8 protein-coding genes are annotated in these 12270 nt (G+C 71.1%); 3 read left to right on the forward strand and 5 right to left on the reverse strand.

From position 1 onward, the window contains the following. Positions 1 to 95: 95 nt before the first annotated feature. Positions 96 to 2741 (forward strand): hypothetical protein, encoded by a 2646-nt coding sequence (locus tag ACGFSH_RS12080; RefSeq protein ID WP_393347462.1) that lies wholly within the window; start codon positions 96 to 98, stop codon positions 2739 to 2741. 102 nt (positions 2742 to 2843) lie between these two features. Here the strand turns inward: ACGFSH_RS12080 and ACGFSH_RS12085 are convergent, their stop codons facing one another. From ACGFSH_RS12085 to ACGFSH_RS12105, 5 genes are all read right to left on the reverse strand, one after another. After that, the gene (locus ACGFSH_RS12085; RefSeq protein WP_393347464.1) at positions 2844 to 3311 is read right to left on the reverse strand and encodes a heat shock protein transcriptional repressor HspR; all 468 of its coding nucleotides are present in this window, start codon (positions 3309 to 3311) and stop codon (positions 2844 to 2846) included. A 5-nt stretch (positions 3312 to 3316) separates the two neighbouring features. Beyond that, a complete protein-coding gene (gene dnaJ, locus ACGFSH_RS12090) occupies positions 3317 to 4495 on the reverse strand; it encodes a molecular chaperone DnaJ (protein WP_329412047.1) in 1179 nt (392 codons plus the stop codon). Between the two features lie 57 nt (positions 4496 to 4552). Then, positions 4553 to 5224 (reverse strand): nucleotide exchange factor GrpE, encoded by a 672-nt coding sequence (grpE, locus tag ACGFSH_RS12095; protein ID WP_393347466.1) that lies wholly within the window; start codon positions 5222 to 5224, stop codon positions 4553 to 4555. Then, a complete protein-coding gene (gene dnaK, locus ACGFSH_RS12100; RefSeq protein ID WP_393347468.1) occupies positions 5221 to 7071 on the reverse strand; it encodes a molecular chaperone DnaK in 1851 nt (616 codons plus the stop codon). The genes grpE and dnaK overlap by 4 nt, the downstream gene beginning before the upstream one ends. A gap of 95 nt (positions 7072 to 7166) precedes the next feature. Further along, positions 7167 to 8420, reverse strand: a complete 1254-nt coding sequence (locus ACGFSH_RS12105; RefSeq protein WP_393347470.1) for an MraY family glycosyltransferase — start codon at positions 8418 to 8420, stop codon at positions 7167 to 7169. 217 nt (positions 8421 to 8637) lie between these two features. Between ACGFSH_RS12105 and ACGFSH_RS12110 the strand changes: the two genes are divergently transcribed. After that, on the forward strand, positions 8638 to 10929 hold the full coding sequence (locus ACGFSH_RS12110) for a (Fe-S)-binding protein (protein ID WP_393347472.1): 2292 nt from the start codon (positions 8638 to 8640) through the stop codon (positions 10927 to 10929). A gap of 288 nt (positions 10930 to 11217) precedes the next feature. Beyond that, positions 11218 to 12234: a Yip1 family protein gene (locus ACGFSH_RS12115; protein WP_393347474.1), complete on the forward strand. Its 1017-nt coding sequence runs from the start codon at positions 11218 to 11220 to the stop codon at positions 12232 to 12234. The last annotated feature ends 36 nt before the right edge of the window (positions 12235 to 12270 follow it).

Genomic DNA, 12270 nt, shown 5'->3' on the forward strand with positions numbered 1-12270 from the left:
CAGGTGGGCTTCGGCCGATGAGCGCGCTGTCAACATGCCATGATCCTAAAGGCTGTTCGACCATTTCACAGAGGAAGGCACGGGGGAGGCGTCATATGGACGGCACGGTCGCCGATACGGAGTCGCGGTCTCGGCAGGCGGGACTGCTCGCCGCGGCCGAGCGTGAACTGGGCCGAGTGGCGGCCGCCGTCCTCGGGGATCGGCTCAGCTCGGTCGACCGGGTGGAAGCCGAGGATCTGCGTTTCGTCCTGGTGGACGCGCAGGGCGATACGGCGAACGTCCTGGTGGACGCCGTCCCCATGGAGGCGGGCCTGATCGCCAGAACGGTGACGAACACGACGTCGGAACACTACGTCGTGCAACTGTCGGACCGGCTGTCCACCGAGCAGCTGACGCAGGTGCTCGCCCACGAGCTAGGGGAGCTCGCCGCCGTACGCGGCCGCTCCGGCGCAGGTCTGCCACCCGTGCGCGAGAGCCTTCTCGACCGGTCCGAGCCGGGTGACCGGCGTGAGCTGTCGAGTCAGGACCACGGCCGGGTCGGCGAGCTGAACTGGCTCGCCGCCCGAGCCTTCGACGCGGCACTCCCGGAGCAGCGACGGACCGAGGCCCGCGCCGAGCTCTCGGCACTGCTCGACCGGTGCGGCCTGCGGCCCACGACCCCTATGGCGCGGGAAGAGGCCTACGCCGCCGAGTTCAGGGCGGCGCAGGTCAGGCTCTTCGCGTCCGCGGATCTGCTGTCCTACGAGGCACTGCGCCTCGTCGACGATCTCGCCCGCCCCGTGGAACACCTCTCCCCCGCCGACGCCTCCGCCCTGCGGGCGTCCCGCGACGCGGCCCTGCGTGCGCAACGCCAGGTCGAGGCCTTCATCGGGCGGCGTGAACTCACCATGCCCATGCCCGGATACGACCAGAACGGCTTCCCTCTCCCCCGCGACCAGCTGGAGACCGCCGCCGTGCAGTGGGCGGAGCACCGCGCGCAGATCAGCGAGCGGACCGTGCGGACGCTGGAGGGGCAGCTCGCCGAAGGGCGGCTGCCGCTGCGCAAGGTCGTGATCGGCGGCGGCGCCAGTCTCACCGGACGGGATCCTCAGGCCCTGCTCATCGACGGCGCCGGGCGATGGCACCTCGATCCCGGCGCCGGCATCGTGCAGTCCGCCGATCAGGACCGCGACCTCGCGCAGTGGATGGGCGTGGACCCGTACTCCGCCGTCGACGATCCCCGGCACCGCATCTCCGTCCACGCCGTCCGGGTCTGGGAGGACCAGCTCGCCACACAGGGCGACGTGATCAACGGCCACGCCCGGCTGCGGCTCGGCCGCGGCGGTGAACTGCTCGCAGAGGTAAGGCCGTTGGACGAGGACGGCAAGGAGAGCGCGACTCCTCTCTGGGTGGCCTGCGACGGCGTCCCCGGCATCGCCACGGGCCTCACGCCGGAGCTCGTACCGGGAATGCCGCGCGGCGAATTCCCGGTGGAGAGCCGCGCCGAGGCAATGCGGCTGATCGGCGACCGGCTGGGACAGCTGGAGGGCCAGGGCGTCGCCGGGGCCGGCGAACTGCGCGCCTGGCTGACCCGGGCCGAGCGGGGCGGCGCGGACACCCGCACCGTGCTCGACGCCCTGAGCTCCTCCCCGGCGCTGAAGGACGCCCTCACGGCCGGTCCGGACGGCGCGGACGCGACCCGCATGGGCAACTGCTTCACCGCGCTCGAATCCACGCTGAAGTGGGAGACGGCCCGTGCGGCGGCGCCGGGACGGGCGCTGCTGGGCGACGAGGTCGCGGAGAACCGTTTCGACGCCGGTGCGGCCCGGGAGTGGATCGTCGTGGGCTCCGGCGGGACCGCCGTCGCCAACGCGGAGATCCTCCTCGTCCAGAACCCCGAGGCCGCCGTCACGATCATCGGTTCGCAGCCGCCGCCGGCGCTCCGGCACCAGGTCCAGTTCCCGGCGATGCAGGAGAGATACGGCCACGGCGAACGCGGCGAGAAGCGGCTGACCTTCGTCGAGGCGCGTGTCGGGGCCATCGAGACCTACCAGGACGACAAGGGCGTGACCCGGTTCCAGGTCCCCTACATCGAGAAGGGGACGGGGGAGCGGCGGACGGCCCGGAGCGACGGTTACGTCACCAGCCTCGGCCGCACCAACCCCCTGCCGTCGGCCCTCCAGGACCTGGCGAACGAGGTGCGCGACCGCGGCGGCGAGATCTCCGGCGACCTGTTGTTCGACAGGGACGACCAGTACATCGGCTACGGCCTCACCTTCGCCGTGGACGGCAGGGAACACCGCGTCGACGTGGACGGCGCGGCCTCCTGGCAGTTGCCGCGCGAGATCTTCCCGCCGGAGACGGGCCTCCAGGCCGACCTGAACGCGATGGGCGCGCGCGGGCTGCCGTCCGAGACCGGCAACGCGGCCCCCGGCTTCTCCCCGGTCGCCCGCCAGAGCGCCCTGCGCGCGCGTGCCGTCGCGGCGGCAGCGGCCGGCGACCCGGAAGCGGTACGACGCCTTTCGACCGTTCCGGAGCGCTGGCAACGCCCGAGCCTCGACCGGCCGGCGGAAACGGCGGAGCCGACACCGGCCCCGGCCCGCGGAACACCGGTACCGAGCCCGACACCGGCGGTCCCGGGATCGCACCTCTGGCAGTTGGGCGTCCCGCGGGACAACGCCGACAGGCCGACCGCCCCCGCCCAGCAGCCCCGGCCGCCGGGCCCCGAGCGTCCGGAACCGGGCATCGGCATGGGCGACTGACCCGCGCGACCGGACACGCGGCGACGCCAGGCACGAAAGAAGGGCCCGGAGACGATGACGTCTGCGGGCCCTTCCCGTTCCACTCGATCCTGTCGGCGCCGCTCAGTCCGGGGCCTGCTGCCGCTTGGGCCGCCAGACCACCAACGCGCTGGTCTGCTGGACCTCCTGATACGGCACCAGGTCCCGTCGGTAGGAGGCGTGCACCGCGGCCTCGCGTTGCCGCATGGCCGCCGCCGCGCCGTCCAGCGCGGCCTGGAGTTCCGCCGCGCGGGCCTGGAGGGCGGCCACCTGGTTCTCCAGCTCGATGATCCGCTTGATGCCGGCCAGGTTGATGCCCTCGTCCTGCGACAACTGCTGGACAGTACGCAGCAGTTCGATGTCGCGGGCCGAGTAGCGCCGGCCCCGGCCGGGGGTGCGGTCGGGGGAGACGAGGCCCAGACGGTCGTACTGGCGCAGCGTCTGCGGGTGCAGCCCGGAGAGCTGGGCCGCCACCGAGATGACGTAGACCGGGGTTTCCTCGGTCAGTTCATACGGCCCACGGAAATTGTCACTGCGTCGACGGCCGTCCATCACTGTCATGCTCCCTTCGCGGCCTCGAACAGCTCTGCCCGCGGATCCTCGTCCACGGTCGCCTCGCGATACGCCTCCAGCGCGTCACGAGCCTTCCCCGACAGGTCCTTGGGAACACTCACCTCGACGGTGACCAGGAGGTCGCCGCGCGTGCCGTCCTTGCGGACCGCGCCCTTGCCCCGCGCCCGCATGGTGCGGCCGTTGGGGGTGCCGGGCGGCAGCTTCAGCGTCAACGACGGTCCGCCGAGCGTCGGAACCCTGATCTCGCCGCCCAGGGCCGCCTCGGTGAACGTCACCGGCACGGTCACCGTCAGGTTGTCGTCCTTGCGGCCGAACACCGGGTGGGCGCCCACGTGGACGACCACGTACAGGTCGCCCGAGGGGCCGCCGCGCTCGCCCGGCGCGCCCTTGCCGCGCAGCCGGATGCGCTGGCCGTCCGTGACCCCTGCCGGGATGCGGACCTGCATGGTCCGGGACGACTTGGCGCGCCCGCTGCCCTTGCAGTCCAGGCACGGGTGCTCGGCGATCAGGCCGCGGCCCTTGCAGTCGGGGCACGGGTCGGTCAGCGAGAAGCCGCCGCCCGAGCCGCGCGCGACCTGGCCGGTGCCGACGCAGGTCGGGCACACGCGCGGGGTGCCGTTCTTGTCGCCGGTGCCCGAACAGGCCTTGCACGGGGACTGCGAGGACATCCGCAGCGGGACCGTGGCGCCCTCGATGGCCTCCGTGAAGGTCAGGGTGACCTCGGTGTCGATGTCCTGGCCGCGCCGCGGCTGGGTGCGGGTGGTGCCCGTCCCGCCGCGGTTGAACAGGCCGCCGAAGACGTCCCCGATGCCGCCGCCGAAGCCGCCGGAGGCGCCGCCGCCTCCCGGGGCGCCGCCTCCGAAGAGGTCGCCCAGGTCGAAGTTGAAGGAGCCGCCGGCGCCCGGGCCCGGGCGGAAGCCGCCGTTGCCGAAGAGGGCGCGTGCCTCGTCGTACTCCTTGCGCTTCTTGGGGTCGCCGAGGACGTCGTTCGCCTCGGAGATCTCCTTGAAGCGCTCCTCCGCCTTGGCGTTGCCCTTGTTGGCGTCCGGGTGGTACTCGCGAGCGAGCTTCCGGTAAGCCTTCTTGATCTCGGCCTCGGTGGCGTCCTTGGGGACGCCGAGGACCTTGTAGAAGTCCTTCTCGATGAAGTCCTTGGTGCTCATCCCCGACGTCCCTCCTCTCGCGTCGTCATGACGGCCGGTGCACCGGCCGTCTCGAGCTCAGCCCTCGTCCGGGCCACCGCTCTCCTTGTCGTCCGCCGCCTCCGCGGAGGCCGCGCCCGTCTCCGAGTCGGCCTTCGCGGACTGCGCGCCGGGCTGCGGTTCGGCCACGGCCACCCGCGCGGGACGGATGGTGCGTTCGCCGATCCGATACCCCGGCTGCAGAATCGCCACGCACGTCGTCTCGGTGACGTCCGGCGCGTAGCTGTGCATCAGGGCCTCGTGGATCGTCGGGTCGAAGGGCTCGCCCTCCTTGCCGAACTGCTGGAGGCCCATCTTCGCCGCGACGGTCTCCAGCGACTCGGCGACGGACTTGAAGCCGCCGACGAGTTCGCCGTGCTCGCGCGCGCGGCCGATGTCGTCGAGCACCGGAAGGAGCTCGGTCAGGAGGTTCGCCACGGCGATCTCCTTGACCGCGATCCGGTCGCGCTCGACCCGGCGGCGGTAGTTCTGGAACTCGGCCTGGAGGCGCTGGAGGTCCCCGGTGCGCTCGTCGAGCGCCTTGCGGGCCTGGTCCAGCTGGGCCACCAGGGCGGTGGTCTGGTTCTCGTCCCCTGCCGGGGCCGCCCCGTCCGCCGAGGCGGAGGGGGCGGTCTTCGGCTCGGCGTCTTCAGGGGTGGCGCCGGAGGGGACGTCGGGCTTCTCCTCGAAGCCCGGGGTCTCCTCCGTCACGCGGCACCGTCCTTGCGCTCGTCGTCCACGATCTCGGCGTCCACGACGTCGTCGTCGGCCTTGGGGGCCCCGGCGCCGCCCGCGGCGCCCGCCGCGTCCTGGCCGCCGGCCGCCTGGGCGTCGGCGTACATGGCCTGGCCGACCTTCTGCGAGACCGCGGCGACCTTCTCGGTCGCGGTGCGGATCTCGGCGGTGTCCTCGCCCTTGAGCGCGGCCTTCAGCTCCTCGACGGCGGCCTCGACCTCGGTCTTGACCTCGCCGGGGACCTTGTCCTCGTTGTCCTTGAGGAACTTCTCCGTCTGGTAGACGAGCTGCTCGCCCTGGTTGCGGGCCTCGGCGGCCTCGCGGCGGCGGTGGTCCTCGTCCGCGTACTGCTCCGCCTCCTGGCGCATGCGGTCGACCTCGTCCTTCGGCAGCGAGGAGCCGCCGGTGACGGTCATCTTCTGCTCCTTGCCCGTGCCCAGGTCCTTCGCGGTCACGTGCATGATGCCGTTGGCGTCGATGTCGAAGGCGACCTCGATCTGCGGCACGCCGCGCGGGGCCGGCGGAAGGCCCGTCAGCTCGAACATCCCGAGCTTCTTGTTGTACGCCGCGATCTCGCGCTCACCCTGGTAGACCTGGATCTGCACGGACGGCTGGTTGTCCTCGGCCGTCGTGAAGATCTCCGAACGCTTCGTCGGGATCGTGGTGTTGCGCTCGATGAGCTTCGTCATGATGCCGCCCTTGGTCTCGATACCGAGGGACAGCGGGGTCACGTCGAGGAGCAGGACGTCCTTGACCTCACCCTTGAGCACACCGGCCTGGAGCGCGGCGCCGATGGCGACGACCTCGTCCGGGTTGACGCCCTTGTTGGCGTCCTGGCCGCCGGTCAGCTCCTTGACGAGCTCGGCGACGGCCGGCATACGGGTCGAACCGCCGACGAGAACGACGTGGTCGATCTCGGACAGGTTGATGCCGGCGTCCTTGATGACGTTGTGGAACGGCGTCTTGCAGCGCTCCAGCAGGTCGGCCGTCAGCTGCTGGAACTGGGCGCGGGTGAGCTTCTCGTCCAGGTGCAGCGGGCCCTCGGCGGACGCCGTGATGTAGGGCAGGTTGATCGAGGTCTCGGTGGACGAGGACAGCTCGATCTTCGCCTTCTCGGCGGCCTCGCGCAGACGCTGGAGCGCCATCTTGTCCTTGGCGAGGTCCACGCCGTGGCCGGACTTGAACTGCTGCACCAGGTAGTCGACGACGCGCTGGTCCCAGTCGTCGCCGCCGAGGTGGTTGTCGCCGTTGGTGGCCTTCACCTCGACGACGCCGTCACCGATCTCCAGGAGGGACACGTCGAAGGTGCCGCCGCCGAGGTCGAAGACGAGGATCGTCTGGTCGTCCTTGTCGAGGCCGTACGCGAGCGCGGCCGCGGTGGGCTCGTTGACGATGCGCAGGACGTTGAGGCCCGCGATCTCACCGGCCTCCTTCGTGGCCTGGCGCTCGGAGTCGTTGAAGTAGGCCGGGACGGTGATGACCGCGTCGGTCACCTTCTCGCCCAGGTAGGCCTCGGCGTCCCGCTTCAGCTTCTGCAGGATGAACGCGGAGATCTGCTGCGGGTTGAAGGGCTTCCCGTCGAGCTCGATCTTCCAGTCGGTGCCCATGTGGCGCTTCACCGAGCGGATGGTGCGGTCCACGTTCGTGACCGCCTGCCGCTTGGCGACCTCGCCCACGAGGACTTCGCCGTTCTTCGCGAAGGCGACGACGGACGGCGTGGTCCTGGCACCCTCGGCGTTGGTGATGACGGTGGGCTCGCCGCCCTCCAGAACGCTGACGACGGAGTTGGTTGTGCCCAGGTCGATGCCGACCGCACGTGCCATGGTGATCTTCCTCCAGCTGACTTGAGTGGAACGGACTCAAGTGTGCACGACACTCACCCTGCGGTCAACAGACCTGAGTCGGGCGCACTCAACTCTTATCCGTTCCTTACACGCAAGGAGGCGTTGACCTGCGGTGATACGGATCGCCCGTCCCGCCGCACCTCGGATTCGGGGGACGACCGGACGGCCTCGGGTTGACGCCGGGGCGCGTACACGGGTGCCGGACGCGTCATCGTCCGCTGCCCCGAACGCGGCACGGCCCGCTCCGCCCGCTCCTCCTGCGACGCGCCCCGCGCGCGAGGGGCACGCGGTGTGCGGGCGGCCCGCCGGCCCCCGCGCGCGTCCCGTCCGCCGCCCTGACGTCCTCCACGCGCGCGTGGAGGCCCGTACACCGGGACCCGCAGCAGCCCGAGCACGACGACGAGTACCCCGCCGGCCACCCACAGCACCGCGCGCGCGTGCAGCCATCCGCCGTGCGCCAGCACCCCGACGAGCACCGCGCCGACCGCCGCGACCCCCAGGAGGACGGACGCCCCCTGGGCGGTGAGCCCGAGCCGGCGCAGCCGGTGGGCCAGGTGGTCGGGCGCTCCGCGCAGCAGGGGCCGCCGGGCCAGCCGCCGCGAGACCAGCACCAGCAGGACGTCGGCCCCGGCCACCGCGGTGAGCGCGAACAGCACGGCCGTGCCGACGACCGGGTCCTGTCCCGCGCGGGCGAAGACGGCGGCCGCGGCGAGCAGGAAGCCCGAGAAGAGCGAGCCGCACGCGCCGAGGGCCACGCGCGCGGGGGGCCAGTTGTGCATCAGGAACCCGGTCAGCGCGGCGGCCAACACGCTGAGCAGCACGACCAGTCCGTCCATGACCTCGACGGCCACGCACGCGGCGACCCCGAAGGCGGTGACGACGCCGACGGTCCCGGCCACTCCGTCGGCGTGGTCGAGCGCCCGGAAGCCGAGGGCGACGAAGGTGATCCAGCCGACGGCCACCACCCCCGGGAGCAGCCCGGTGTCCCCGTAGGGGACGACGAAGGCGGCGGCGACCGCGGTGCCGACCACGAGGAAGCGGACGTTGAGCCGCCACACGTCGGCGATCAGGCCGAGCGCGGCGACCGCGCCCCCGGCGGCGAGCAGCGCCCCGATCCCGTCCCCCAGCGGGGCGATGCCCGTCCGGTCCCCGGCGAGGGCGACCAGACAGGTGGCGAGGACGACGGCGGCGCCCCCGAACAGCGGCACGCGCCGCTGCCGCTGCCGCCGGTCGAGCAGTCCGAGGCGCAGAGCGGGCACGCGCAGCAGCGCGGCGAGGGCGGCGGAGAGGAACAGGGCGATGGCGGCGGCGGCGATCCCGTAGAGCACGGATATAAATTAGTCATAAATGTACCAATTTGGTACGAATAACACGGCCGGGTTGTGGCCGGATCCTGAGGCAAGTCTGAGGCAACCCTCAGCGACTCAGATCACTCCGCCTCCCGCTACAGTGCGACGCGGGAGACGGGGTAGTCTCAGACGGACTGCATAAGTTACCGCTTAGTAATCACTGACGAAGTCCCTCGCAGGCCCGAGGAGCCCCCAAATGCAACTCGCCGCGATCATCGTGTCGCTGGTTCTGATCGTGGTCGGCGTGGCCCTTTTCGCCCGCGCCGTCCTGCAGATCTACAACTTCATGCGGCTCGGCCAGAACGTGCCCGCGGGCACCCGCACCGACGAGCCCGGCCGGCGCACCGTCACCGTGGCCCGGGAGTTCCTCGGCCACACCCGGATGAACCGCTGGGGCGTCGTCGGTGTCGCGCACTGGTTCGTCGCGGTGGGCTTCTTCTCGCTGCTGCTGACGATCGTCAACGCCATCGGCCAGCTGTTCCAGGCCGACTGGCTGCTGCCGGTCATCGGCGAGTGGGCCCCCTACAACGTCTTCGTCGAGTTCATCGGCACGATGACGGTGCTCGGCATCCTGGTGCTGATCGTGATCCGCCAGCTGAGCCGGCCGGACCGGCCGGGACGCAAGTCCCGCTTCGCCGGCTCCAACTTCGGCCAGGCGTACTTCGTCGAAGCCGTCATCCTCATCGTCGGCGTCTGCATCTTCATGCTGCACGCCCTCGAAGGCGCCCAGCACCACGTCGACGCCTACGAGGCGTCCTTCTTCATCTCCTACCCGGTGGTGTCGGCGCTCGGGCACCTGGACGTCTCCACGCTCCAGAACCTCACCTACTTCTTCGCCGGCCTCAAGATCGCGACCTCGTTCATCTGGATGATCACGGTCGCGCTCAAGACCGACATGGGCGTCGCCTGGCACCGCTTCCTGGCGTTCCCCAACATCTGGTTCAAGCGCAACGCCGACGGCGCCACCTCGCTCGGCGCGCTCCTGCCGATGACCTCCGGCGGCAAGCCGATCGACTTCACCGACCCGGGCGACGACGACGTCTTCGGCGTCTCCCAGGTCGAGCAGTTCTCGTGGAAGGGCCTGCTGGACTTCTCCACCTGCACCGAGTGCGGCCGCTGCCAGTCGCAGTGCCCCGCCTGGAACACCGGCAAGCCGCTCTCCCCCAAGCTCCTCATCATGTCGCTGCGCGACCACGCCCACGCCAAGGCCCCGTACCTGCTGGCCGGCGGCGGCAAGACGATGGAGGGCGACGAGAAGGCGAGCGAGGAGCAGCTCAAGGACGTCCCCGCGGCCGCCCTCGCCGAGGCCGAGCGCCCGCTGATCGGCACCGCCGAGGAGAACGGCGTCATCGACCCCGACGTCCTGTGGTCCTGCACCACCTGCGGCGCCTGCGTCGAGCAGTGCCCGGTGGACATCGAGCACGTCGACCACATCGTCGACATGCGCCGCTACCAGGTGATGATCGAGTCCGCGTTCCCGTCCGAGGCGGGCACGATGCTCAAGAACCTGGAGAAGAAGGGCAACCCCTGGGGCCTGGCCAAGAAGCAGCGCCTGGAGTGGCTCAAGGAAGTCGACTTCGAGGTGCCGGTCGTCGGCCAGGACATCGAGGACCTCTCCGAGGTCGAGTACCTCTACTGGGTCGGCTGCGCCGGCGCCCTCGAGGACCGCGCCAAGAAGACCACCAAGGCCTTCGCCGAACTGCTGCACATCGCGGGCGTCAAGTTCGCGATCATGGGCGGGGACGAGAAGTGCACCGGCGACTCCGCCCGCCGCCTCGGCAACGAGCCCCTGTTCCAGGAGCTCGGCATGGAGAACGTCATGGCGCTGAACATGGCGTTCGGCGAGGAGCTGGACGACGACGGCAAGGTCGTGCCGGAGTCCGCCAAGCCGAAGTCGGCCAAGAAGATCGTCGCCACCTGTCCGCACTGCCTCAACACCATCGGCAACGAGTACCCCCAGCTCGGCGGCGACTACGAGGTCATCCACCACACCCAGCTGCTCCAGCACCTGGTGGACGAGGGCAAGCTCATCCCGGTCACCCCGGTCGAGGGCATCATCACCTACCACGACCCCTGCTACCTGGGCCGGCACAACAAGATCTACACGCCGCCGCGCGACATCATCGCGAGCGTGCCGGGCCTGCGGAACGAGGAGATGCACCGCCACAAGGAACGCGGCTTCTGCTGCGGCGCCGGCGGTGCGCGGATGTGGATGGAGGAGCGGATCGGCAAGCGCATCAACAACGAGCGCGTCGACGAAGCCCTCTCCGTCAACCCCGACATCGTCTCCACCGCCTGCCCGTTCTGCCTGGTCATGCTGACCGACTCGGTCAACGGCAAGAAGAACGAGGGCAAGGCCAAGGAGTCCGTCCAGGTCGTGGACGTCTCCCAGCTGCTGCTGGAGTCGGTCAAGACCCCGGTCGACGACGAGCCCCCCGCGGGCGACGCGCAGACCGAGAACGAGCCGGAGCCGCAGCCGGCGAAGTGACCCGAACGGCCGTACCGTCGCCCCCGCGTCCCACCCGGACGCGGGGGCGACCCCGTTCCCGGCCTCCCCGTCCCCGTCGACGCCCCTCTGCGCCCTCCCGGCGCCCCCTCCCCGCCCGCCTCACTCCCCTCTCGGCGACCGGGTCGACGGCCCCCGGGGCGGACCCCTGAACAACCCCTGCCTCCAGCACCGTTGCTCCCCTTAGGGGATGTCACAGCTCGGCAGCAAAGCCGTTCGCCGACGGCGGCCCCGGCACGTCACTCGACGGGACCAGGTACGTTCGAAGGCGTGGCTGGATTCAGGATCGGACGCGGCGGCCGGGACAACCGCGCCCCGCAAACGCGACCGCAACACCCTCCGTACGGGCAGCAGGCGCCCCAGGGACCGTCGCGGCCCTCGGGCCCGGCAGGCCCCTCAGGGCCGTCGGGTCCCTCGGGGCCGTCCTACGGCTACCCGTCTGCCCAGCAGCCCTACCCGCCCCAGCGGCCGCAGTACGGCGGCGCGGGCGGCGGCCAGTGGCCGCAGGCCGACGGCCGCGGTCACGGAGGCCGCAACGGCGACGAGCCGGAGTACTTCGGCGGCGACGCCTACGGGAACCTCGGCACAGGCGCCCCGGGCGGCGCCCCGCACGACCCGTACGCCGCGAACAACCCCGGCCACACCCAGGCCTTCTCGATCGACGAGCACAACCGCTACGACCAGTACGACCAGTACGGCCAGGGCGGTACGTACCGCGCCGGCTCGGCCCCGGCCGGACCCGTCGGCCCGCGCCTGCACTGGAAGGAGCTGCTCAAGGGCATCGTCCTCGCCCCCAAGCAGACCTTCCTTCAGATGCGGGACTACACGATGTGGGGCCCCGCCCTCGTCGTCACGTTCCTCTACGGACTGCTCGCCGTGTTCGGCTTCGACGGCGCCCGCGAGGACGCGATCAACGCGACCCTCTCCAACGCCATCCCGATCGTCCTGACGACGGCCGTGGCGATGGTGCTCAGCTCCTTCATCCTGGGCGTGGTCACCCACACCCTGGCCCGCCAGCTCGGCGGAGACGGCGCCTGGCAGCCCACGGTCGGCCTCTCCATGCTGATCATGTCCCTCACGGACGCGCCGCGCCTCGTCTTCGCGATGTTCTTCGGCGGCGACGCCTCGTTCGTGCAGCTGCTGGGCTGGGCGACCTGGGTGGCGGCCGGCGCCCTCCTCACCCTGATGGTCAGCCGCTCCCACGACCTGCCGTGGCCGAAGGCGCTCGGCGCGTCGTCGATCCAGCTGATCGCCCTGCTGTCCATCGTGAAGCTGGGCACCTTCTAGCACGCAGCCCCCGAGAGGCCCCCGCGGACGACGGTC

It is taken from the genome of Streptomyces sp. NPDC048481 (assembly GCF_043200075.1).
In the GTDB taxonomy this organism is placed as follows: domain Bacteria; phylum Actinomycetota; class Actinomycetes; order Streptomycetales; family Streptomycetaceae; genus Streptomyces.